We start from the raw sequence: 23,292 nt of genomic DNA, 5'->3' as shown, positions 1-23,292 counted from the left end.
CCGTTTGGGGGCCTAGCTGATGCAGAACTCGTTGCCCTCCGGGTCTGCCATGGTGTACCAGAGGTGCGGGCCCTGGCTGGCTTCCCAGAGGAACGTTGCCCCGCGGGCTTCAAGGGCCGCGCGGGTGGCGTTGATGTCATCCCCGGCGAGCCGGATGTCCAGGTGGATCCGGTCCTTGACCGTCTTGGGCTCGGGAACCGGCTGGAACAGGATACGCATCGGTGCCACCGGGGATCCGGGCGGCACCGGCTGCAGGACCGCTGACCCGGCCGCCCACATCCGGGTGCCGTTATGGTCAATGACGTCCTCGGGGGAAGCGAAGCCCTTCGCGAGCATCTCGTCAATGAAGTCCTGGTTGGTTTCCTCGACCGGCCAGCCGAGGGTTTCAGCCCACCAGTCGGCCTGGTCATGGGCGTTTTCGCAGTCGATGCAGATCTGGATGTCGTAAGCCATAGGGCCAAACCTAGGGCAGCGGCGGCTGTGCGTCCTGCGCAATGCGGACACATGCCGTCCGCAACATCCCGTCCGTCCCGTCGAGAGGGCAGATAAGGCTCTTTTGAGGTCCCAAACGAGCCTTATCTGCCCTCTCGCCGGGCGTCACCTGTTTGACCGCCCCCGCCGGGTCTGCGATTGTTTATAGAACGATTGGTCGGTAAATCCGGCGGCCGGACGGGCAGCGAAGCCCGGCGGTGAACTGGCAACTCTTTGGGAGCAGACATGGCTGAGGCTTTTCTCGTTGGCGGAGTGCGGACCCCGGTGGGCCGCTACGGAGGTGCGCTGTCCAGCGTCCGTCCCGATGACCTCGCAGCACTCACGCTGCGCGAACTGGTTGCGCGCGAGGGCCTCGATCCCGCGGTCGTCGACGAAGTTATCCTCGGCAACGCCAACGGTGCCGGCGAGGAAAACCGCAACGTGGCCCGCATGGCCGCCCTGCTCGCGGGCTTCCCGGACACGGTTCCGGGCATCACCGTGAACCGCCTCTGCGCCTCGGGCCTCTCCGCAATCATCATGGCCTCCCACATGATCAAGGCGGGTGCTGCGGACATCGTCATTGCCGGCGGCACTGAATCAATGTCCCGTGCCCCCTGGGTCACCGAAAAGCCGACCAAGGCCTTCGCTAAGCCCGGCGACACGTTCGACACCTCGATCGGCTGGCGCTTCGCCAACGAACGCTTCGTCTCCGGCGACCTCTCCCGCGACGGCAAGATGACCTACTCCATGCCGGAAACCGCCGAGGAACTGGCCTCAACGGACAGCATTTCGCGTGAAGACGCGGACGCATTCGCCGTCCGCTCCCACGAAAACGCCCTGGCCGCAATCGCTGCCGGCCGCTTCAAGGACGAAATCGTTCCCGTCACCGTCAAGGGCCGCAAGGGGGACACGGTTGTGGACACCGATGAAGGTCCCCGCGAGGGCACCACCCTGGAGGTTCTCGGCAAGCTCCGCCCCGTGGTCAAGCCCGGTGGAATCGTCACTGCCGGCAACGCCAGCTCCCTGAATGACGGCGCCTCGGCGATCATCATCGCCTCCGAGCGCGCCATCAAGGAATACGGACTCACCGCCCGCGCCCGGATCGTCGACGGCGCCTCCGCCGGTGTCCCGCCGGAAATCATGGGCATTGGTCCGGTTCCGGCCACCCAGAAGGTCCTGCAGCGCAGCGGCATTCGCCTGGACCAGGTGGGAGCCTTCGAACTCAACGAAGCCTTCGCCACTCAGTCACTGGCCTGCATCCGCCGCCTCGGCGTCGACGAGGCAATCGTGAACAACGACGGCGGCGCCATCGCCCTCGGCCACCCGCTCGGCTCCTCCGGCTCCCGCATCGCCATCACCCTGCTGGGCCGCATGGAACGCGAAGGCGCTTCCCATGGCATCGCGACCATGTGCGTCGGTGTCGGGCAGGGCACCGCCATGCTGATCGAGGCCGTGTAGTGGCAGGGTTCGATTCCTTCACCACGCTGGAGGTCACCGTCGGCGAGGACCGGGTTTCCGCGGTCCTGAACCGGCCCGAGGTCCGCAACGCCATTGACCAGGCCATGGTCGATGAACTGCACGAACTCTGCGCCGAACTCGAACACAACCCGAAGATCCTGATCCTCTCCGGAACCAACGGGATTTTCGCCTCCGGTGCGGACATCGCCCAGCTGCGTGAACGCCGCCGGGAAGACGCCCTGCGCGGCATTAACTCCACCATCTTCCACCGCATCGCCAAGCTCCCCATGCCGGTCATCGCCGCGCTGGACGGCTACGCACTGGGCGGGGGAGCGGAGCTGGCCTTCGCCGCCGATTTCCGCATCGCTACTCCGAGCGTGAAGATTGGCAACCCGGAAACCTCGCTCGGCATTATGGCTGCAGCCGGCGCAACCTGGCGCCTGAAGGAACTGGTGGGCGAACCCCTGGCCAAGGAAATCCTTCTGGCCGGCCGCATCCTCAACGCCGAGGAAGCCCTCGCGGCCCGCCTGGTCACCGAGATCCATGAGGCGAACGAGCTGCTGGCCGCAGCGAACGCCCTGGCCGACCGGATCGCGAAGCAGGACCCGCTGGCCGTACGCATCACCAAGTCCGTGTTCCACGCGCCGGCCGAGGCGCACCCCGTGATCGACACCCTCGCCCAGGGCATCCTCTTCGAGTCCGAGGCGAAGTTCGACCGCATGCAGGCATTCCTGGAAAGGAAGAAAAAGAAATGACAGTTCCCTCCAAGGTCGGTGTCCTCGGCGGCGGCCGCATGGGTGCAGGCATTGCCCATGCCTTCTGCACCGCAGGCGCCTCCGTCGTCGTCGTCGAGCGCGACGAGCAGGCAGCAAACGCTGCATACGAGCGCGTCGCCTCCAACCTGGCCAAGAGCGTCGAGCGCGGCACCACGGATGAATCCCTCGACGCCCTGGTGGCCCGGCTCAGCGTCTCCACGGACTACGCGGACTTTGCCGGCTCCGGCCTGGTTGTTGAAGCAGTTCCGGAAGACTTCGACCTGAAGGCTTCGGCCCTGCAGGCTGTGGAGGAACAGCTCGACGCCGATGCCTGGCTGGCGTCCAACACCTCCTCCCTGTCGGTTTCGGAACTGGCGGAGAAGCTGCAGCGTCCCGAGCGGTTCTGCGGACTGCACTTCTTTAACCCGGTTCCTGCCTCCACCCTGATCGAGGTGGTCCTGGGCAAGCAGACCTCGGACGAACTCGCCGAGGCTGCGCGGACCTGGGTCGCTGACCTGGGCAAAACGCCCGTCGTCGTCAATGATGCTCCCGGCTTTGCCAGCTCCCGGCTGGGTGTGGCCATCGCCCTCGAAGCAATGCGCATGGTCGAGGAGGGCGTGGCGTCCGCCGAGGACATCGATGCCGCCATGGTCCTGGGCTACAAGCACCCGACCGGCCCGCTGAAGACCACCGACATCGTGGGCCTGGATGTACGCCTCGGCATCGCCGAATACCTTGCTGCCACCCTCGGCCCGCGCTTCGAGCCGCCGCAGATCCTGCGGGACAAGGTGGCCCGCGGCGAACTCGGCCGCAAGACCGGCAAGGGCTTCTTCGACTGGAGCTAGTTTTTCGCCAAACACAGCAGCCCGAGTGCTTCGCCCCGTAGAGCGAGCACGCGGGCTGCTGCCGTTAACGAACCCGGGCGGCATCAACGCCCGCAAGCCATCCCGGCGCCCGGCCCCCGTTCGGCGGGAAAACGGCCGCGGCGTCCACGCCCGATTCCTGCAGCAGCCAGGACACCAGGGAGTTCGAGTTCCACATATCGCCGGCGGACGTTTTGGCACCCCACACCAAGCGGGGAACCTGTGGGACCCGCGCGAGCAGGGCCGCGGCGTCGGATGAGTCCATGCCGAACACCACCGGCGGACCGGGAGCGTAGCCGAGATCGGGTATGACGCCCCCGCGCCAGCACCTCACCTCATACCGGAGAAGCCTAAAACGTCCCAGCAGCCGGAGACCGACCGGGCCAGTCGCCACCACCCCTGGGCCGCCGGCACTCCGGCCCCACGCGGGTGCCATCTCGACGGCGTAGCGACCGGCCGGGGCCAGTATTTCCAGAGCGGCGTGGAACAGCGGGCGGGGGCTGCGCCCTTCGCGCAGGGCATGCCAGTGCTCCCACCAGCGGCTGGTGTGGATCACCACGTGTCCGCCGGCGCCCACCGGCAGCCACCACAGCCGGATCTCGGCTTTGTTCACCGGTGCCTCCTCGTAGCTGGTGCGCGGCTGCCTACCGGATTCCGGCTAGGCCCGGGCGACCGGCTGCTGCAGCTCAGTGACCCAGTCGGCCTGGTCCGCAGACTCCGACCGCAGGTAAACTTCACGGCACGGACCGGACAGGGTGAAACCGCGGGCAAGAATCTCGGCGTGTACCGCCTGCCAGCTCTCGGCAATGTGCTCCATTGACCCGAGGTGGACTCCGCAGACTGCCGTTGGGACGGCCGGCAGCTCAACTGCCTCGGCGCCGTCGGGCACCGGTCCTGTGTGCGCGAAACCGGCAGTGATCCGCAGGCCGTCTTCGCCCATGTCATACTCCGCCACCGGCACACCGCCCGGCGTACCGGAGGGTGCCAGGAGCGCCCCGACGGCGTCGAAGAGCGGCCCGACGACGCCGGGGACTTCGGGCTGTTCGGACACCACAGCGCGCCGGGCCGCGAGCCGGACGGCGGGGAGGGGCTTTTCGATGATTTCGATCTGGGTCATGGCATTCTCCTTTTCAATAAGGTGGAGCCTGCGCTCGACGTCGATGAGCCGAGCCGCCGCTGTCCGCGCTTCCTCCGCGACTTCCGCACGCCGGATGCGCAGCAGGCCGGCGATGCGGCCCGAGTCCACCCCGGAAGCGAGCATCGCGGATATATCGTCCAGGCCAAAGCCGAGGGAACGCAGTGCCACAATCCGGTGCAGCCGCTCGAGCTGGGACGGGTCGTAGGAGCGGTAGCCGCTGAACTCATCCACGTGGGCGGGAACAAGCAGCCCGGCGGTGTCCCAGTGCCGCAGCATGCGGTGGGTCACCTGCCCGATCTGCGCGAACGCTCCAATGGATAACATGCCTCAGTTCTCCTGCCTTCCACAGTGTCAGGGTCAAGTATCGCCCCCGGACTGCTTTTCGTGACGCCGGCGGTGCCATGACGCCTACGCTGGAGGCATGGGGAACCGGCCGAACCGCACTGTGAACTGGGAGGGTGCCGCGAATGCGCGGGACCTCGGGGGAATTTCGGCAGTAAGCGGGTACGTCCAGCCGGGGCGCGTGTACCGGATGGGGCGCTCCGAATGGCTGACGGGCCGAGGCTGGCGGCAGGCGCACGACGCCGGTGTCCGCACCGTCGTCGACCTGCGCAACGCAGCGGAGATTGGCCGCCGGGACACGGACCCCGTAGTGCCGCCGGCCGCAGTCCGCGGCATCCGGTTCCTGAACCTGCCCACCCAGGAACCCGACGATCCGGACTTCACCGCATTGACCGGCCCCTATATGAGCTCGCCGCGGTTCTACGCGGAGAACCTGCGCCGCTGGCCGGAGACGTTCGCGGCAATCGCGCAGGCCGTCGCCGATACGCCGCCCGGCGGCGTCGTTCTCCACTGTTCCGCAGGCCGGGACCGCACCGGCCTGGTGGCGGCACTGCTGCTGGACCTGGCCGGCGTCCCGCCGGAGGGCATCGCCGCGGACTACCGGGCAGCCCTGGCGGGTATCAATGCCTGGCACCGGAGGCAGCCGCAACCGCGTGAACGTCCGCTGGACGACGCCGAACTGGCAGGCCGCGCGGACGCTGCCGAAGCCGAGCTGCTCAGTTTCCTGCGGGACCTCGACGCCGCAGCCTACCTGCGCAGTGCCGGAACCGGCGAGGAAACCCTCGCCCGGCTCCGGTCCCGGCTTCTTGACTCCCCATCGAGATGACAGAAACTGCACGTTACAGCGCTCATACGGGCAGTTTCTGCCATCTCGGCGGTCGGGGTTTAGGCAGAACCGTGGTCCTGCATGGTGGCGTCATGACGCGGAACCCGGCCGCGGCAGGGAACCACCCTCTCAGGAGTGGCTAAGTAGAAAAAAGAGCTCCGGTTCCGGCCTGCATAGGCACCGGGGACCATCAGGGATGAATACCGGGTGCACCACTGGGGCTGTCCCTGCGTGGCAGCAAGGGCCTCGGCCACCAGCGGAACATCGTGGTGCCACATGATCTGCTGCCGGCCGTCCAGCACCAGGTAGATCAGGTCCAGCTCCGGATCGGCGTGGACTTCGACGTCGATCCAGTCGTCGTACCTCATGAGGCGGCCGCCGTGGATCCAGTGGATCTTATGGCCGGGGTAGAAAGCGGTGCAGCGCGGGTCACTGGAGGGAATCACAGCGTGTCCTTCGAGATGAGTGTCCTTGCCCGCTCCGGATGGACGCGGGCCGCTTCGTCATCCGAACCACCCGCCGAACAGTGGGGTTGGTGCATGGCCAGTCGGAGCTTTTCCGTACCCTGACGGGTGCGGAGGCCATATCTCGTGAAGCACTGATTACGTTAGCAGCCCGCAGGGACACCGGTACATCCTCCGGGGCTGCCGAATTGGGTACATGTAAATGCATGTATGGTGAGGAAGGTGGATAACCTCCACCCAACCGATTCAAAGAAGAAGGCATCATGCGTGCAGTTGTATTTGAGAAGTGGCAGACTTTCCCGTCCCTGACGGACATCGAGCGGCCCAAGCCGGGCCCGGGAGAAGTCCTGCTGAAGGTGGCCGGTGCCGGAGCCTGCCATTCCGACGTCGCCCTGTACAAGGACTTCGAAGAAGGTGCCCCGGGGTCGATCCCGCCGGCGTTCGTTCTGGGCCACGAGAACTCCGGCTGGGTCGAAGAACTTGGTGAAGGTGTGACCGGCGTGGAAGTTGGCGGCGCGTACCTGGTCTACGGTCCGGTGGGCTGCGGCCGCTGCAAGGCCTGCTCCCGTGGCCAGGACACGTACTGCGAGAACGCTGCGGAGATGCCGTACCTCGGCATGGGTCTGGGCCGCGACGGCGGCATGGCCGAGTACATGGTGGCTCCGGTGCGCAACCTCGTGCCCCTGGGCGACGCCGATCCGGTCGCTGCCGCCCCGCTCTCGGACGCAGCCCTGACTCCGTACCACGCGATCAAGAACTCGCTGCCGAACCTGGCCGGCGGTGGCAAGTACGCCCTGGTCATTGGCCTGGGCGGACTCGGCCAGATGGCGGTCCAGATCCTCAAGGCCCTGACCGGTGCCACCGTGATTGCCACGGACATGAAGGAAGACGCCATGAAGCGGGCAGAGGCAGCCGGCGCCGTTGTGGTGCCCGGCGGTGACGGCCAGGTTGAGCGTATCCGTGAGATCACCGGAGGCCGCGGCGTGGATGCCGCATTCGACTTCGTGGGGGCCGGCCCGACCATCAAGACGGCGGCCGCATCGATGGCCCCGCAGTCACGTTTCACCGTGGTGGGTATTGCCGGCGGAACGTTCGAGTGGAGCTTCTTCACCACGCCGTACGAATCGACCGTCACCAACACCTACTGGGGCACCATCGAGGACCTGCACGAAGTGGTTGCCATGTACCGTGCCGGCCAGATCAAGCCCGAGGTGGAGCTTTACAGCATGGACAACGCGCTGGAGGCTTACCGCAAGCTGGAAGCCGGTGAGCTCACCGGACGCGCCGTCGTCGTTCCGCACATGAAGTAGTTCTTCGGGAGTCAAAGGCACGACGGCGGTGCCCGCGTTTGGCGGGCACCGCCGTCGTGCTGAGGGAGTGCCTGCGGTCAGCGGCGCCCGCGGCAGGGGTGGCCGCTGCCCGGATGCAGGTCGACGTCGGCCGTGATGGCTGCGAGGTACCCGTCGCGGTAGCCGGTGGCATTCGGGTGCAGGTCGAACGGGCCCCGTTCGAAAATGATCCACGGATCGGCCGAGCCAACACCGTGCCCGGCAAACTCGTCCACGACATCCACGTACGCAGACCGCCGGTCCGGGAGCTGGGCGGCGAGCACTGCGTTCAGCGCGTCGGTGCCGGCGTTGAACAGCCCGGCTGCCTCCGCGGTCAGCAGGCCGGGAACCCCTGCTGAGTCGAACAGGTGCGGATAGCCCACCAGGACCAGTTCCGCCCGGGGCGCCAGGATGCGCAGCTGCTCCAGGGACTGGCGTACTTGTGGGGCCAGTGCGGTCTCCGCGTACGCCTGGGCTGCGGCGATGGCGGGTTCACAGGTGGCCGGAAGTTCGGCTCCGGCACAGGCCGCGACGACGTCCGTGAAACGTACGTCGTTGCCGCCGATCGTCAGGGTCACCAGATCAGTGTCCCGGTCGATGCTGCCTGCCGCCTGCAGGGCAGCGATCTGCTCCGGCAGGTCCACCGGCCCGGCAGGCGGCGCAGGCGGCGTCGTGGACGCCGTGGCGCCGCCGCAGGTTACGTCAGCATCCAGTTCAATCCTGGGCAGTGCGTCCAGCAGCGCGGGATAGCCCTCGGCAGTCCGGCCGCACGCGTCCAGCACCGCGCCGCCGCCGAATCCGGCCGCGTACGAATCCCCGAGCGCCACATAGTCAACGGTCCGCTTTCCGCCGCGGTCCCAGCCCTTGGGCGGCCCATGGTGCCCGCGGTCCCGGTCAATGCCGGACGCGGTCCATCCCGGCGGAGTGTCTGCGGCGGCTCCGGCCACCGGCGTCACCACGGAGCCTGCCGTGAGCAGGCATCCGGTTAAAAGCACGGCTGCCGCCCGCCTCCACTTGCGTAACTCGAACATGTCCTTGCCTTCCGGCGTCGGTGTCCGCAGCGCCGTGCCGCGTAACGGAATACGGTAACGGCCCCACCGCGGCGGCGGAACACGAAGGGTGCCGGGAGGCGCCCGCGCCGAAAATACAGGAATAGCCAGCTGCCAGGGTGATGTGCGGCACGGCACTCTCATGTAGGCTGGATTCATTACCGACCGTCCGGTCAGTTATCGGCATGTGCCGCAGCTGCGGCCAGCCGGGCCGGACAGGCCAACGAACGTCCAGTACCGAAAGGGTCCGTCAAAGATGACCTCAACCGCCATAGACGTGCAAGTCGTCCCCAGCTTCGTCCAGGACGAATGGTGGACCCCGGAGAACACCTCCGCCAGCTCCGCCGAAGTCCGGGACGCCTCCACCGGCGAACTGCTCGCCCTGGTCAGCACCGACGGCCTGGACACCGCCGCGGCCATTGAACACGGCCGCACTGTGGGCCACCGGGGCCTGGCCGGGCTCACCTTCCATCAGCGCGCCCTGAAGCTGAAGGAACTGGCCCAGTACCTGAACGGCCGCCGCAAGGAACTCTACGAAATCTCCGCCCGCACCGGTGCCACCAAGATCGACTCCCTCGTGGACATCGACGGCGGCATTGGCGTCCTCTTCACCTTCGGTTCCAAGGGCCGGCGCGAACTGCCGAACTCCACCGTGGTGATCGACGGAACCCCGGAGGTCCTCTCCAAGGACGGTTCGTTCATCGGCGAGCACGTCTACACGTCCATTCCCGGCGTCGCCGTGCAGATCAACGCCTTCAACTTCCCGGTCTGGGGCATGCTGGAGAAGTTCGCCCCGGCCTTCCTCGCCGGCGTTCCCACCATCGTGAAGCCCGCGACTCCCACCGGCTACCTCACCGAAGCCGCCGTGCGCATGATGATCGAATCCGGCATCCTGCCCGCCGGTTCGCTGCAGTTGATCTCCGGGTCCGCCCGGGACCTGCTGGACCACCTCGACTACCGGGACATGGTCTCCTTCACTGGATCGGCGTCGACCGCCAACAAGCTGAAGAACCACACCAACGTCGTCGAAGGCGGTGTCCGCTTCACCAGCGAAACCGACTCGCTGAACGCGTCCATCCTCGGCCCGGACGCTGTTCCGGGAACGCCGGAATTCGACGCGTACGTGAAGTCCCTGGTCACTGAAATGACCGTCAAGGCCGGACAGAAGTGCACCTCCATCCGCCGCGCCATTGTGCCCAAGGCGCTGGTGGACGACGTCGTTGCTGCCGCCGCCAAGCGCATCGAGGAGCGCGTTGTGCTCGGCGACCCGCGCGCCGAAGGCGTCACCATGGGTGCGCTGGCCTCGGTGGAGCAGCGCGACGGCGTCCGTTCCTCCGTGCAGGCCCTCCTGGATGGCGGCGCGAAGATCGCGTTCGGCAGCCTGGACGCTCCGGAAACCGTGCAGGCGGACGGCAGCCGCGGCGTCGTCGAGGACGGTGCGTTCCTGGCGCCCATCCTGCTGACCTGGGACAACCCCGAGGCTGAGGCCCTGCACTCCGTGGAGGCCTTCGGTCCGGTTTCCTCGGTGATCGGCTATGAAGACACCGCCGACGCCGTGCGGCTCGCTGCCCTGGGCGGCGGCTCGCTGGTAGCGACCGTCGCCAGCAACGATCCGGAGACCGTCCGCGAGGTCGTCACGGGCATCGCCGGCCACCACGGCCGCGTGCACGTGCTGAACCGGGAAACTGCCCGCAGCTCCACGGGCCACGGCTCGCCCGTGCCGCACCTGGTCCACGGCGGCCCCGGCCGCGCCGGCGGCGGCGAGGAGCTCGGCGGTATCCGCGCCGTCAAGCACCACATGCAGCGCACCGCCATCCAGGGCTCGCCGAATATGCTGACTGCCATCACCGGCGTCTGGCACACCGGCGCGGACCAGAACTTCGACGAGACGCACCCGTTCCGCAAGGACCTGGCCACCCTGAAGATCGGCGACGCCATGGCCTCCGAGCTGCGCGAAGTGACCCTCGAGGACATCACCGCCTTCGCGAACAGCACCGGAGACACGTTCTACGCGCACACCAACCAGGAAGCTGCCGAGGCGAACCCGTTCTTCCCGGGCATCGTTGCGCACGGCTACCTGCTGCTCTCCTGGGGTGCCGGACTCTTCGTGGAGCCGGCTCCGGGACCCGTACTGGCCAACTACGGCCTGGAAAACCTGCGCTTTATCACTCCGGTGGCAGCAGGAGATTCAATCCGCGTCACGCTGACCGCCAAGAAGATCACGCCGCGTGAAACCGACGAGTACGGCGAGGTTGCCTGGGACGCCGTCCTGCACAACCAGAACGATGAGATTGTTGCGACGTACGACGTGCTGACCCTCGTGGAGAAGCAGCGCGCCTAGCCTCCTTCACCCCGCATCGAGATCACAGAAACTGCCCGTTAGAAGCTTCTAACGGGCAGTTTCTGTCATCTCGATGGGGTGTATGGGCGCGGGTAAAGAGAACGGGGTCAGGGCTTGCCGTGCAGGCCGTCGAACATCATGGAAATGATGTCATCGGCCAGCTTTTCCCCGCTGAGGGATCCGCCGGGCTTGTACCACTCGACAATTGAGTTGATGGTGCCGAAGAGCAGTCGGGTAGTGGTGCGCGGATCGATGTCGCTGCGCAGGGAGCCTTCGGAACGCGCGGCGTCCACGAGCGCGGCAACCCGGCGGTCGAACTGCCGACGCCGTTCCAGCGCGTCACGCTCAATGTCAGTGTTCCCGCGCAGCCGCAGCAGCAGGGTGACGAAGGGCAGTCGTTCGGTCAGGACGTTGATCGTCCCGCGCAGCACGAACTCAAGTCGCGCGTCGGCAGGACCGGTGGAGGCACGTGGATCATCGAGGACGCCCTCGAGTCCGCCCAGTGCGTTCTCCAGGGCCAGGCGCAGCAGGTCGCCCTTGGACGGAACGTGGTGGTAGATGGCGGACTTCGTGATGCCCAGGTTCTCCGCCAGGATGCCCATCGAGGTCGCTTCATAACCATGGCGGTTAAAGACGTCGACGGCGATGTTCAGCACGGTCTGCTGGTCGTAGCCCGGGCGTCCGCGGCGGGAACCGTTGCCGGCTGCGGAGGACGGGGAAGTCGCGGAACTCGAGGGACTAGGCATCTGGATATTTTCGCATGACCGTTCGGTTGGCCGGGACAGGCCCGGCCAACCGAGTGATCACATCGGCCGCTAGGCCGGCTTGTTCTCCTGCTTGCGCAGGTCATAGATGCGGCGCAGCTTGCCGCTGGAGCGTGCCAGCGAGCCGGGCTCCACAACGTGGATGGCGCAGGAGGAACCGATGTGGATCTTGATCTGGTTCTTCAGCTCGGCCGCCGCCTTGGTGCATTCGTCCGCGGAGGACTCGGCGCGGCGCTCGATCTTTACAGCCAGTTCGTCCATGCGGTCCGGACGGGTAATTTCGAGCTGGAAGTGCGGGCTCAGGGCGGGAATCCGCAGTGCGATTTCCTCGATCTGGCTCGGGAAGAGGTTCACGCCCCGCAGGATGATCATGTCATCGTTGCGGCCCGTAATGCGGCCCATGCGGCGCATGCCCGGCCGTGCGGTACCCGGCAGCAGGCGGGTCAGGTCATGGGTGCGGTAGCGGATGATCGGCAGCGCTTCCTTGGTGAGGGAAGTGAAGACCAGTTCTCCGTGCTCGCCGTCGCCAAGGACCCGGGTGTCATCAAACGGGTCGATGATTTCCGGACGGAAGTGGTCCTCCCAAATGTGGGCGCCGTCCTTGGTCTCAACGCATTCCCCGGCGACGCCCGGGCCCATGACCTCGGAGAGCCCGTAGATGTCGCAGGCGTCGATGTCCATCATCTGCTCAAGTTCATGCCGCATTTCCTCGGTCCACGGCTCGGCACCCAGTACCGCATTCTTCAGCGAGGTGGAGCGCGGATCAATCCCGGCGCGCTTCATGGCGTCGGCAATGGTCAGCAGGTACGTGGGCGTGGCGAGGATGGTGTCCGGCTGGAAGTCCTGGATCAGCTGGATCTGGCGTTCGGTCTGGCCGCCGGACATCGGAATGACCGTGCAGCCGAGCTTCTCGGCGCCGAAGTGGGCACCCAGGCCGCCGGTGAAGAGGCCGTAGCCATAGGCGTTGTGGACCTTGTAGCTGGACTTCACGCCGGAGGCGCGCAGTGAGCGGGCTACCAGGGTTCCCCAGCGGTCCAGGTCGCCCTTGGTGTAGCCAACCACGGTGGGCCGGCCGGTGGTGCCGGAGGAAGCGTGGATTCGGGAGACCTGGTCCATCGGTACGGCGAACATGCCGAAGGGGTAGCTTTGGCGCAGGTCTTCCTTGGTGGTGTACGGGAACTTGGCCAGGTCCGCGAGTTCCTTGAGATCGTCCGGGTGGACGCCGGCGTCGTCGAACTTCTTGGTGTACAGCGGCACCCGCTCATAGGCGTAGCGGACCGTCTCCTTGAGGCGGGTGAGCTGAAGGGCCTCGATCTGGTCCCGGCTCATGAGCTCCTCGGCGTCGAGGGTGCTGGGATCTGCTGCGGTGGCCTTGATGGCGGAGGCGGTATTCATTGCGTAGAACCTTTGGGAGAGGGGTGGGGCTTGATTGTGCAGTGTGGGAAGGGAAAACGAAAGAGCGGGATCCCGCGGGCCTGGACCCTAGCTGCGGCGCGCCGGGTTGGGAATGGTGCGGGAACGGCCCCTGAACTCGGCGATGACGCGGGTGGTGCCGTCGGGGGACTGGGCGGTGACTTCAATGTCGAAGACGCCGCTGCGGCCTGCCGCAGCCCGCCGGCTGGCTTCTGCCCGCAGTTTGTCGCCGGCACGGGCGGAGGAGATGAAGTTGATGTCCGCGCCGGAGGCCACGGTGATCGTGTCCATGCCGGCGAGTGAATCGGCACCGAAAGGGTTGCAGGCCAGGGCGAAGGCAGTGTCCGCGAAGGCGAAGACCATGCCGCCGTGGGCGATGGAGAAGCCGTTGAGCATCTCCGGCCGCAGGTCCATGGTGATCACGGCATAGCCGTCTGCGAGTTCCTGGACAGAGATGCCGAGCCATTCGGACGTCGCATCATGTTCGAGGATCGGATGCGCCAGGCCCGTTTCACGGACCGGGGCGGTGACAGCGGAGTCAGCCATGGAAGCCCTCTCTTTTCTTTACCGAATGTTCATTAGGTAATCCTGTGAGCATGATCACTGTCAAGTTGATGAGCGTCCGCCGTCATCTGTGACGACCGTCGCCGCGGGTAAAAGCAGGGCTCTCCCAGTCGGCGCGAAGGCTCATGGTCTACCCTGAGGTGGTGTCCCTAGCCACAGCTGCTCCCGCTGCGCTGCAGCCAAAGTCCTCGCTCCTGCCGGAATGGCTGGACCCCCAGGTTTTCCTGGCTGATCCCGCAATAGGCCCGTGGGTAGTGCTGCTCATCTGCGGCATCGTCTTCGTGGAGACCGGGCTGCTCATCGGCTTCTTCCTCCCGGGAGATTCACTGCTCTTCACGGCGGGGCTGCTGGTAGCCACCGGAGCGGTGCAGATCAACATCTGGGTGCTGATCCTGCTGATTGCTCTCAGCGCCTTCCTCGGCGACCAGCTGGGATACCTCATCGGACGCAAAGCCGGTCCGGTGGTGTTCAACAGACCCGAGTCCAGGTTCTTCCACCAGGAGAACGTGGACCGCGCGGAGGCCTTCTTTGCCCGGCATGGCGGTAAGGCCGTGGTGCTGGCACGCTTTATCCCGGTGATCCGTACCTTCACCCCGGTAGTGGCCGGCGTGGGGCGGATGCATTACGCCACCTTCATTGCCTACAACGCCATCGGCGGCGCTGTGTGGGCGCTCTCTGTCACGCTGCTGGGCTACATCCTGGGGGACCGCGTCCCGTTTGTGCGGGACAACCTGGACCTGATCTTCCTCGGCGTCATCGGGCTCACGCTGGTGTTCGTCGTCGCTGGCCTGTTCCGGCCCGGCCACCGCCCGCAGCGGACAGGTAAGCAGGAAGACGTGTCCGAGCCGGAAAGCGCGCCGCAGGAAAAAGGGGTGCGGAAGCCGCGGCCGCTGCCCCGCCCCCGGCCGGAAGCAGCAGCGGAAGAGGACTGAAACGGCAAAAGCCGGGCACCCGCGGGGGCACCCGGCTAACGCCGTCGTTCTTTGCTGCTCCTTACCGGGCGGCAGCAGCCGGTGAGCTGACGCCCGGAAGCAGATCCCGGGCATCCAGCGCGGACAGCACAAAGGCGTAGTCCCAGGCGCGGTCCTTCCAGGCCTCGTAACGGCCGGAGGCGCCGCCGTGCCCGCCGTCCATTTCGATCTTCAGCACCACGGGCTCGGAGCCGGTGGTGGTTTCACGCAGCTTTGCCACCCACTTGGCCGGCTCCACGTAGAGCACGCGGGTGTCATTGAAGCTGGTGACCGCGGCGATGCGCGGATAATCAACGGCACGCACGTTCTCATACGGGCTGTACTCGCTCATGTAGCGGTACACCTCCGGATCGGTGATCGGGTTGCCCCATTCCTCCCACTCCAGCGCGGACAGCGGCAGGTTGGGATCCAGGATGGTGGTCAGAGCGTCCACGAACGGCACCTGCGCCACGATCGCGCGGTACTTCTCCGGCGCCAGGTTCGCGACGGCGCCCATCAGCAGCCCGCCGGCGGAGCCGCCCATGGCCGCGATCCGTGCCGGGTCAACCCAGCCGGACGCCGCCATGTGGTCGGTGGCTGCCACGTAGTCCGTGAAGGTGTTCTTCTTGTTCAGCTTCTTGCCCTGGTCATACCAGGTGCGGCCCATCTCGCCGCCGCCGCGGATATGCGCCACCACAAAGACGACGCCGCGGTCCAGCAGGGACAGCCGGGCAATGTTGAAGGCCGGGTCCATGGAGACTTCGTAGCTGCCGTAGGCGTAGACCAGGGCGGGATTGGATCCGTCCCTGACCACCTCGGCCCGGCGCAGGACAGAGAGCGGAATCCGGGTGCCGTCGGATGCCGTGGCCCAGTCGCGTTCCACGACGTACTGCGCGGGGTCGTAGCCGCCGCGCACCGGGGTTTCCCTGCGCAGCTGGAGCTCGCCGGTGGCCAGCACGTAGTCGTAGACCCGCGGAGGGGTCAGGTAGGACGTGTAGCTCAGCCGGATGATCGGCGAATCATATTCCGCGTTGGTCAGGCCTGCGGTGTAGAGCTCCTCGTCGAAGGCGGGTTCGGCGGGGGATTCCTGCTCCGGGGTGCCGATCCCGGCCAGCGGCAGGATTTGCACGCGCTCGGTGGTGTCCTTGCGCACCGACACCAGGACGTGCGTGGAGGTGACGGACGCGCCGTTGACCCGCACGGCGTCGTCGTGCGCCACTACGGTCTGCCAGTGCTGCTCGCTCAGCGGCTTGGCGAACTCGCCCTCGGCCACCAGGGACACCATCGAGTTCAGGGCGTCCTTGTTGTGCGTTACCAGGTACTGGCGCACGCCATCCCGGGTGAACGGCTCGGCTTCGTAGAGGATCCGCTCGCTGCGTGGAATCAGGGTCCGGAGGGTGTCCGACGCGTCGTCGAAATCCATCACCCGGTATTCGCTGTATTCCGAGCAGCTGATGCCGATCAGCAGCTGCTTCCGGTCCGCGGAAAGATCGAAACCAGTCCACATGGCGACGTCGTCCTCCTGGTAAATCACGGCGTCTTCACTGACGTCCGTACCCAGGGTGTGGGCCTTGATCTGGTACGGACGCCAGGAATCATCGACGACCGTGTAGAAGACGCGGGTGCCGTCCGGGGAGAAGGCCAGGGAGTAGAAAACGTTGGAGACGACGTCGGGCAGCAGTTCGCCGGTGCGCAGGTCCTTGATCCGCAGGGTGAAGCGTTCATCCCCGGCGTTGTCTTCGCAGTAGGCCAGCAGATTGCCGTCCTCGGTGACGGCCAGCCCGCCCAGGGAGAAGAACGGCTTGCCTTCGGCTTCGGCATTGCCGTCAATCAGGATCTGTTCCCCGGGCACGGCGACGCCCGGTTCGACGACGGGTGGTGTCCAGTCCGCGTGCAGATCGCCGGTGTCCTGCGCCGCGGTGCGGCAGTGGATCGCGTACTGCTGGCCTTCTTCGGTGCGGGTGTAGTACCACCAGCCGCGCTTGCGGGCAGGAACGGACAGGTCCGTTTCAACGGTGCGGGCCTTGATCTCGTCGAAGATCTGCTGCCGCAGCGGCTCCTGGTCCGCGGTAACCGCTTCGGTGTAGGCGTTCTCCGCGTTCAGGTGCTCAACCACCTCCGGGTTGTCCTTTTCCCGCATCCATTCGTAGTCATCGGTGAACGTCTCACCGTGGTGCGTGCGTTCGACGGGGACTTTTTTCGCGGCCGGGGGAACAGGTGTAGTCATGTCCCGAATATATCGATCCGTCTGTCAGCCCGCGACGGGCCGCGCCCCCTTTATGCTGGCGGCTTATGCTCCGCAGCAGCGTGCCTAGCGGCCCAGCAGGATCCAGGCGCTGAACATGCCTGCCGCGGCGAAGAACACCCAGTTGGCTACCACCAGGGCCAGGGTGTGGGCGAAGGGCCTGCGGATCTGGACGCCCCTCGTGTATGCCGGGTCCTGGCCGGCGGGCCCGCGGCGGAACTGGGACCACAGGGAGGTTGCGAGCAGGAGGCAGCCGCCGGCGGCAGCGACCGGAAAGGCCGGCAGGGCCAGGATGACGGTGCTGCCTGTGGTCCAGTACAGAAGGACATGCGCCAGTGCGACGCCGGCCAGGACGGCCAGCGGGCGCCCGGGCCTTCCCGCGAGGGCCACGGGCAGGTACCGGGGCGTGGCGGCCGCGGCGGCCAGGAGCGTCAGGACCACGCCCAGCCCGCTGACCGTGATGCCGAGGGTGCCTCCGGTGGAGGCCACGGCAGCGGCAACGGCGCAGAACCCCAGCAGGCCCAGCAGGATGGGCACCAGCAGGTGCGCGGCCAGGCCCGGGGCGGAAGCCGCGTCGGCGGCCGGACGCACCCGGGTGCCTTCAGGCGCTCCGCTTGCTGCCATGCTCTGCTTCCTCCTTGCCGGGGCTGTTAGTTCAAAGGTAGCCCCTGCCCGGACACCCCGCGTCCACGGCGCCTGCCTGCCACACCGCCGCAGGCCGCAGGAATCGCGATCCGCCTTGACGTGCGATCGCTCACACGCATATCCTGAACGAACGGTCGGTAATTATTGGCCGAACGACTTCCGCGGAGCTGTCCGCGGCCCCGTGGAAAACAGTGAGGTGACATCTATGGCTACGCAGACAGAGTTGTACGCAGTCCCGGCCCAGCAGGATGATGACGCAGCCGGACAGGCAGCATTCGATGCGGTCATCGCCGACGATTCGCGGATCGAACCGCGTGACTGGATGCCCGAAGGCTACCGGAAAACCCTGGTCCGCCAGGTCTCCCAGCACGCGCACTCCGAGATCATCGGCATGCAGCCCGAAGCCAACTGGATCACCCGCGCACCCTCACTGAAGCGCAAGGCCATCCTCCTGGCCAAGGTCCAGGACGAGGCAGGCCACGGCCTCTACCTCTACTCCGCCGCCGAGACGCTCGGAACGCCGCGGGAGAAGATGACCGAGGACCTGATCGCCGGCAAGGCGCGCTACTCCAGCATCTTCAACTACCCCACCCGCAGCTGGGCGGACATGGGCGCAATCGGCTGGCTCGTCGACGGCGCAGCGATCTGCAACCAGGTTCCGCTGTGCCGCGCCTCCTACGGCCCCTACGGCCGTGCCATGGTCCGCATCTGCAAGGAAGAGTCCTTCCACCAGCGCCAGGGATTCGAAATCCTGCTTGAGCTCGCCAACGGCACCGAGGCCCAGAAGCAGATGGCCCAGGACGCCATCAACCGCTGGTACGCGCCGGCCCTGATGATGTTCGGCCCGCCGGATGACGATTCCCCCAACTCCCGCCAGTCCATGGCGTGGAACATCAAGCGCTTCTCCAATGACGAACTGCGCCAGCGCTTCGTCGGCATGATCTACGAGCAGGTGAAGGTCCTTGGCCTGACCCTGCCCGATGACCAGATCCGGTTCAACGAAGAAACCGGCAAATGGGAGCACGGACCGCTGGACTGGAACGAGTTCAAGGAAGTCCTCGCAGGACGCGGCCCGTGCAACTCGCAGCGGCTGGCCCGCCGCCGCGAAGCACACGAGAACGGCGCCTGGGTGCGCGAAGCAGCAGCAGCCTACGCGGCAAAGCAGGCACGAAAGACTGAGGTGGCATAAGCATGGTTTCCGGTTCGACAACGGGCGACGACGGCACCAAGACGGCGGCAACGTCCGGTTCGGTGGAGCCTGACACGGGCGTCAACGCGGCCTGGCCGCTCTGGGAAGTCTTTGTCCGCTCCTCACGCGGCCTCTCCCACGTCCACGCCGGTTCGCTGCACGCGCCCGACGCCGACATGGCGCTGCGCAACGCACGTGACCTCTACACCCGGCGCAACGAAGGCATTTCCCTGTGGGTGGTTCCGGCGGAGGCCATCATCTCTTCCGACCCCGATGCCAAGGGGCAGTTCTTCGAGTCCCCGCAGGGCAAGGACTACCGGCACGCCACGTACTACCGCAAGTCAGAAGGGGTGAAGCACCTGTGAACACGGACAGCGCCACCCGCATTACCCCGGGCAACGCCCTCCGCCCGGAGGACATCGCAGCCTCCGACGCCAAGGCCCCGGAAGCCGTTGCCGAGTACGCCCTGCGCCTCGGCGATGACGCACTGATCCTGGCGCAGCGCCTTGGCTGGTGGGTTGCCCGGGCTCCGGAACTCGAAGAGGACATTGCCCTCTCCAATATCGCCCTGGACCTGCTTGGCCACGCCCGGTCTTTCCTCACCTATGCCGGCACCGCCTGGGACAAGACCGAGGACGACCTCGCCTACTGGCGCGGCGAAGAGGAATACCGTTCCGCGCACATCGTGGAGCAGGAAAACGGCGACTTCGCCAAGACGATCGCCCGCCAGCTGGTGGTTTCCTTCTTCCAGTACGAGCTCTACACAGCCATGCTTTCCTCCAAGGACGAGACCCTGGCCGCCATCGCAGCCAAGGCCGTCAAGGAAGTCGACTACCACCGGGACCACAGTGCCCAGTGGGTGCTGCGCCTGGGCCAGGGAACCGAGGAATCACGCACCCGCATGATCCGCGCGCTGGAACTCACCTGGCCGTACGTGGGTGAACTGTTCGAGGATGATGACCTGGTCCGCTCCCTCGACGGCATCGCCGTCGCACCCTCCACGCTCCGTGCAACCTTCGATGAGAAGGTAGGCGCCGTACTGGCTGAAGCCGAGCTTGAAGTCCCCGAAGTGCAGCCCGCACCGGGCGGCGGACGCCGCGGCGAACACAGCGAGTACCTCGGCTACATCCTGGCTGAGCTCCAGGTCCTGGCCCGCCAGCACCCCGGCGCAACCTGGTAACTGCCATGAACGAGACTGAGGCAGCCCCCGCCGTCGACGCCGCAGCCAGTACGCAGCTGCGCCCCGCGGACCCCGCATCAGCGGCAGCGTGGGATGTCGCGGCGACAGTCTGTGACCCGGAAATTCCGGTCCTGACCATCGAGGATCTGGGTGTGCTGCGTTCCGTGGAGGTGCAGGCGGACAATGCGGTGCGGGTGGCCATCACCCCCACCTACTCCGGCTGCCCCGCTATGGACGCCATCCGCGACGACGTGACCGCCGCGCTCCGTGCCGCCGGCTACGGCCAGGTCCAGGTGGACCTGGTCCTGGCCCCGGCCTGGACCACGGACTGGATGAGCGAATCCGGCAAGACCAAGCTCAACGAGTACGGCATTGCCCCGCCCACCGGCCGGGCCGCTGCCGGGCCCGTGCGGCTGGGCCTGAGCGTCAAGTGCCCCCAGTGCTCCTCACTCAACACGCGTGAAATGACACGCTTCGGCTCTACTTCCTGCAAGGCGCTGTACGTCTGCCGCGACTGCCAGGAACCCTTCGACTACTTCAAGGTGCTCTAAACCATGACAACCTCCACCACCGAGGCAGGCGCAGCTCCCGCCTCGCGCCGCACCGCCTTCCACCCGCTGACGGTCAGTGCTGTCCGCCGGCTCACCGAAGACGCCATCGAAGTCACCTTCGCGGTTCCCGAAGAGCTGGCCGGTTCCTTCGATTACCTGCCGGGCCAGTACGTCGCCCTGCGCACCACCCTGGACGGGGCGGAGATCCGCCGCAGCTACTCCATCTGCGCCGAGCCCCGGCCAGGAGAGATCCGGGTTGCCATCAAGCGGGACCTCGGCGGCAAGTTCTCCACCTGGGCCAATGAAAACCTCAAGGCCGGAGACGTCCTGGACGTCATGAGCCCCACCGGCGGTTTCATTTCCAAGCACCCGATGACGGCCCTGAACCATCCAGAAGACATTGACGTCACCGATGAGAACGTGTTCGTCGCCGTCGCCGCCGGCTCCGGCATCACCCCGGTAATTTCGATTGCCCGCACCGTCCTCGCAGCCTCGGAGAACGTCCGCTTTGACCTGGTCTACGCCAACAAGGCTGCCATGGACGTGATGTTCCTGGAGGAACTGGCGGACCTTAAGGACAAGTACCCGGCCCGCTTTGCCGTGCACCACGTGCTCTCCCGTGAACAGCGTATTTCTCCGCTGCTCTCCGGCCGCATCGACGCGGAGAAGCTCTCCGCGCTTATCGAGTCCGTGCTCCCCACGCGCGACGTGGACGAGTGGTTCCTCTGCGGCCCGTTCGAACTCGTGCAGCTGTGCCGGGACACCCTGGCCGAGCGCGGCGTCGAGTCGGAAAAGGTCCGTTTTGAACTCTTCACCACGGGCCAGCCCGGAAAGCCCGAGGGCCAGATTGGCCGCCCGGTCCAGGTGGACCCGTCAGCGGACAACTTCGAGATCAGCTTCCGGCTGGACGGGCTGCAGGGCAAGGTGGCCAGCCCCACCCACGCCCGCGAATCGATCCTGAACGCCGCGCTCCGCGTCCGGCCGGATGTTCCGTTCGCCTGCGCCGGCGGCGTCTGCGGCACCTGCCGCGCCAAGGTTGTTTCCGGAACCGTGGAAATGGAAGAAAACTACGCACTGGAACCGGATGAAATCGAAAAGGGTTACATCCTGACCTGCCAGAGCCGCCCCACCAGCCCCGAAGTCACCGTCGACTACGACGCCTAGGAACGAAGCCACCGATGAGCGAGCAGAACCAGACCGAATCCATGGTCCAACTCAGCATCTCCGACGGCGTTGCCGAGATCGTGCTGACGGCCCCGCACAAGCTCAACTCCCTGGATGAGCAGGCTCTTGCGGACCTGTCCAGGGCCTACGACGACGCCGCTGCCGCCGGAGTGCGCGCCCTCCTGCTGCGCGGGGAAGGACGGGCCTTCTGCGCCGGACGCGATATCTCCGGCGTCGTACCGGCCGAAGACGACGCCTATGCCTACCTGGGTGACCTCGTCACCCCGCTGCTGAAGAAGATGGCAGCCTTCCCGGCACCCACCTTCGCGGCCGCCCAGGGCGCCTGCCTCGGCGTCGGGCTTGGCCTGCTGGTGGCCACGGACGTGGTCTATGTGGCGGACAATGCGAAGATCGGTTCCCCGTTCGCGAACCTGGGGGCAACCCTGGATTCGGGTGGGCACTGGCTCTTCACCGAGCGGCTGGGCGCCCACCGTACCCTGGACCTGATCTACACAGCAGACCTGATGAGCGGCGCCGAAGCCGTTGCCGCTGGCCTGTTCAGCCGGGTCTTCCCGGCCGATGAGCTGCTCGAAAGCACCCGGGCCACGGTTGCCCGCGTTGCCTCCGGCGCCACCGGAGCCTTCCGCGCGTCCAAGGAACTCGTGGCGCAGATCCGCGATGCCCGCCTGGGCCTATGGGAATCGGTTGAAGACGAGAACAAGGCGCAGGGCGTGCTGTGCGGCACCGAGGACTATGCCGAAGGTTTCGCCGCGTTCAAGGAGAAGCGCAAGCCGGTGTTCAAGGGCTAGCCCTCCCGTCATCGAGATAGCAGAAACTGCACGATACAGCCCTGTAACGTGCAGTTTCTGCCATCTCGACGGTGACGGGGAGTGGATATTCGACACGGCGTCGAAACTTCGCGAGAATTACAGGGCCGGTTGCGATCCCGCCCGGTACACGGTGCCTGAGGAGGACCGATGACAGCGCGTGCCGCACGCTTGGTGCGCGGCTGGGCCGGAGCATTCGCGGCCACGGCCGTCGCTGCTGCGTCGCACATGCTTGGCGGCGGAGCAGCTCCCGAACCCGCCCTCGTCCTGTTCTGCCTCGCAGTCTCCGGCATGGTCAGCTGCCTGCTCGCCGGACGCGGGCTCTCGCTGCTCCGGCTCGGCACCGCCGTGGCGTTCAGCCAGGGACTCTTCCACCTCATCTTCAGCTTCGGTTCGGCTCCAGCCGCCGTGGATGCGGGTTCCGCCCACGCCCACCACACAGGCCACTCACTGGCAGGGACCGGAACTGCCACGGCAATGGCCGCAGCGCCGGCCCCCTCCCACGGCCTCCTGATGTGGGCCAGCCACGCCCTGGCCGCGGTGGCCACGGTGTGGATCATTGCCCACGGCGAACGGACACTGGTCCGCCTCATCGAAGCGCTCGGTGTCCGGCCCGGTGCACTGCTGCCGTTCTTCCGCCCAGCGCACCTTCCCCGCCCTATCGCTTCCGTCCTGGCCGTGCGCCCCCTTGGGCTGCGGAACCTCGGCATTCCCCTCCTCACGCTCCGGCACCGGGGCCCACCTGCTGCATTCGTGTCCAGCTAG

General features: G+C 66.5%; 24 protein-coding genes and 1 riboswitch. Of the genes, 14 read left to right on the top strand and 10 right to left on the bottom strand.

The window, feature by feature from the left end:
- Window positions 1-12: 12 nt before the first annotated feature.
- The gene (locus tag GD628_RS03120) at window positions 13-453 is read right to left on the bottom strand and encodes a VOC family protein (protein WP_091602094.1); all 441 of its coding nucleotides are present in this window, start codon (window positions 451-453) and stop codon (window positions 13-15) included.
- A 264-nt stretch (window positions 454-717) separates the two neighbouring features.
- On the opposite strand from GD628_RS03120, the gene GD628_RS03115 reads away from it, so the two are divergent.
- The 3 genes from GD628_RS03115 to GD628_RS03105 are packed head-to-tail and all read left to right on the top strand — an operon-like array spanning window position 718 to window position 3,529.
- Window positions 718-1,929, top strand: a complete 1,212-nt coding sequence (locus tag GD628_RS03115; protein ID WP_091602097.1) for a thiolase family protein — start codon at window positions 718-720, stop codon at window positions 1,927-1,929.
- Complete coding sequence (locus GD628_RS03110) at window positions 1,929-2,684, top strand: enoyl-CoA hydratase/isomerase family protein (RefSeq protein WP_152273795.1); 756 nt, start codon at window positions 1,929-1,931, stop codon at window positions 2,682-2,684. The genes GD628_RS03115 and GD628_RS03110 overlap by 1 nt, the downstream gene beginning before the upstream one ends.
- Entirely contained in the window at window positions 2,681-3,529 is an 849-nt protein-coding gene (locus GD628_RS03105) for a 3-hydroxyacyl-CoA dehydrogenase family protein (protein ID WP_152273794.1), read from the top strand. The genes GD628_RS03110 and GD628_RS03105 overlap by 4 nt, the downstream gene beginning before the upstream one ends.
- Before the next feature lie 64 nt (window positions 3,530-3,593).
- On the opposite strand, the gene GD628_RS03100 is transcribed toward GD628_RS03105, so the two are convergent.
- Entirely contained in the window at window positions 3,594-4,160 is a 567-nt protein-coding gene (locus GD628_RS03100) for a hypothetical protein (RefSeq protein ID WP_152273793.1), read from the bottom strand.
- Window positions 4,161-4,205: 45 nt separating this feature from the next.
- A complete protein-coding gene (locus GD628_RS03095; protein ID WP_152273792.1) occupies window positions 4,206-5,009 on the bottom strand; it encodes a MerR family transcriptional regulator in 804 nt (267 codons plus the stop codon).
- A gap of 97 nt (window positions 5,010-5,106) precedes the next feature.
- Between GD628_RS03095 and GD628_RS03090 the strand changes: the two genes are divergently transcribed.
- Window positions 5,107-5,853, top strand: a complete 747-nt coding sequence (locus GD628_RS03090) for a tyrosine-protein phosphatase (RefSeq protein WP_152273791.1) — start codon at window positions 5,107-5,109, stop codon at window positions 5,851-5,853.
- 59 nt (window positions 5,854-5,912) lie between these two features.
- On the opposite strand, the gene GD628_RS03085 is transcribed toward GD628_RS03090, so the two are convergent.
- Window positions 5,913-6,299 carry a hypothetical protein gene (locus GD628_RS03085; RefSeq protein ID WP_091602115.1) on the bottom strand — a complete coding sequence of 129 codons (387 nt, stop codon included), beginning with the start codon at window positions 6,297-6,299 and terminating at the stop codon, window positions 5,913-5,915.
- 16 nt (window positions 6,300-6,315) lie between these two features.
- Window positions 6,316-6,449, bottom strand: a riboswitch (SAM riboswitch).
- Window positions 6,450-6,580: 131 nt separating this feature from the next.
- Here GD628_RS03085 and GD628_RS03080 point away from each other — a divergent pair.
- Window positions 6,581-7,627, top strand: a complete 1,047-nt coding sequence (locus GD628_RS03080) for an NAD(P)-dependent alcohol dehydrogenase (protein ID WP_152273790.1) — start codon at window positions 6,581-6,583, stop codon at window positions 7,625-7,627.
- A 77-nt stretch (window positions 7,628-7,704) separates the two neighbouring features.
- On the opposite strand, the gene GD628_RS03075 is transcribed toward GD628_RS03080, so the two are convergent.
- Window positions 7,705-8,640, bottom strand: coding sequence for an SGNH/GDSL hydrolase family protein (locus GD628_RS03075; protein ID WP_193313185.1), 936 nt, complete (start codon window positions 8,638-8,640; stop codon window positions 7,705-7,707).
- Between the two features lie 310 nt (window positions 8,641-8,950).
- Between GD628_RS03075 and paaZ the strand changes: the two genes are divergently transcribed.
- Window positions 8,951-11,035, top strand: a complete 2,085-nt coding sequence (gene paaZ, locus GD628_RS03070) for a phenylacetic acid degradation bifunctional protein PaaZ (protein WP_152273788.1) — start codon at window positions 8,951-8,953, stop codon at window positions 11,033-11,035.
- A 107-nt stretch (window positions 11,036-11,142) separates the two neighbouring features.
- Here paaZ and GD628_RS03065 read toward each other — a convergent pair whose 3' ends face one another.
- The 3 genes from GD628_RS03065 to GD628_RS03055 form a co-directional block, all read right to left on the bottom strand.
- Entirely contained in the window at window positions 11,143-11,781 is a 639-nt protein-coding gene (locus GD628_RS03065; RefSeq protein WP_091602126.1) for a TetR/AcrR family transcriptional regulator, read from the bottom strand.
- A gap of 69 nt (window positions 11,782-11,850) precedes the next feature.
- Window positions 11,851-13,194: a phenylacetate--CoA ligase PaaK gene (gene paaK, locus GD628_RS03060; protein ID WP_091602129.1), complete on the bottom strand. Its 1,344-nt coding sequence runs from the start codon at window positions 13,192-13,194 to the stop codon at window positions 11,851-11,853.
- Window positions 13,195-13,281: 87 nt separating this feature from the next.
- Window positions 13,282-13,758, bottom strand: a complete 477-nt coding sequence (locus tag GD628_RS03055; protein WP_091602132.1) for a hotdog fold thioesterase — start codon at window positions 13,756-13,758, stop codon at window positions 13,282-13,284.
- A gap of 161 nt (window positions 13,759-13,919) precedes the next feature.
- On the opposite strand from GD628_RS03055, the gene GD628_RS03050 reads away from it, so the two are divergent.
- Complete coding sequence (locus tag GD628_RS03050) at window positions 13,920-14,708, top strand: DedA family protein (protein WP_226802314.1); 789 nt, start codon at window positions 13,920-13,922, stop codon at window positions 14,706-14,708.
- 61 nt (window positions 14,709-14,769) lie between these two features.
- Here GD628_RS03050 and GD628_RS03045 read toward each other — a convergent pair whose 3' ends face one another.
- Entirely contained in the window at window positions 14,770-16,953 is a 2,184-nt protein-coding gene (locus GD628_RS03045) for a S9 family peptidase (RefSeq protein WP_152273786.1), read from the bottom strand.
- A gap of 84 nt (window positions 16,954-17,037) precedes the next feature.
- Complete coding sequence (locus GD628_RS03040; RefSeq protein ID WP_152273785.1) at window positions 17,038-17,595, bottom strand: hypothetical protein; 558 nt, start codon at window positions 17,593-17,595, stop codon at window positions 17,038-17,040.
- Between the two features lie 226 nt (window positions 17,596-17,821).
- Here GD628_RS03040 and paaA point away from each other — a divergent pair, with 226 nt between their 5' ends.
- The 7 genes from paaA to GD628_RS03005 all read left to right on the top strand — a co-directional run bounded on the left by paaA (window position 17,822) and on the right by GD628_RS03005 (window position 23,292).
- Window positions 17,822-18,805 (top strand): 1,2-phenylacetyl-CoA epoxidase subunit PaaA, encoded by a 984-nt coding sequence (gene paaA, locus GD628_RS03035; protein ID WP_091602144.1) that lies wholly within the window; start codon window positions 17,822-17,824, stop codon window positions 18,803-18,805.
- A 2-nt stretch (window positions 18,806-18,807) separates the two neighbouring features.
- Window positions 18,808-19,170: a 1,2-phenylacetyl-CoA epoxidase subunit PaaB gene (gene paaB / locus GD628_RS03030; RefSeq protein WP_226802313.1), complete on the top strand. Its 363-nt coding sequence runs from the start codon at window positions 18,808-18,810 to the stop codon at window positions 19,168-19,170.
- Complete coding sequence (paaC, locus tag GD628_RS03025) at window positions 19,167-19,985, top strand: 1,2-phenylacetyl-CoA epoxidase subunit PaaC (protein WP_152273784.1); 819 nt, start codon at window positions 19,167-19,169, stop codon at window positions 19,983-19,985. The genes paaB and paaC overlap by 4 nt, the downstream gene beginning before the upstream one ends.
- A 5-nt stretch (window positions 19,986-19,990) precedes the next feature.
- Window positions 19,991-20,536, top strand: coding sequence for a 1,2-phenylacetyl-CoA epoxidase subunit PaaD (gene paaD / locus GD628_RS03020; RefSeq protein WP_152273783.1), 546 nt, complete (start codon window positions 19,991-19,993; stop codon window positions 20,534-20,536).
- A 3-nt stretch (window positions 20,537-20,539) separates the two neighbouring features.
- Window positions 20,540-21,700: a 1,2-phenylacetyl-CoA epoxidase subunit PaaE gene (gene paaE, locus GD628_RS03015; RefSeq protein ID WP_091602153.1), complete on the top strand. Its 1,161-nt coding sequence runs from the start codon at window positions 20,540-20,542 to the stop codon at window positions 21,698-21,700.
- Window positions 21,701-21,741: 41 nt separating this feature from the next.
- Window positions 21,742-22,509: an enoyl-CoA hydratase/isomerase family protein gene (locus tag GD628_RS03010; RefSeq protein ID WP_091602276.1), complete on the top strand. Its 768-nt coding sequence runs from the start codon at window positions 21,742-21,744 to the stop codon at window positions 22,507-22,509.
- A gap of 168 nt (window positions 22,510-22,677) precedes the next feature.
- Window positions 22,678-23,292, top strand: coding sequence for a hypothetical protein (locus tag GD628_RS03005; RefSeq protein ID WP_152273782.1), 615 nt, complete (start codon window positions 22,678-22,680; stop codon window positions 23,290-23,292).

Source organism: Arthrobacter koreensis, assembly GCF_009193255.1.
Lineage (GTDB): Bacteria > Actinomycetota > Actinomycetes > Actinomycetales > Micrococcaceae > Arthrobacter_B > Arthrobacter_B koreensis.
This window is presented reverse-complemented; position numbering and strand designations above follow the sequence as displayed.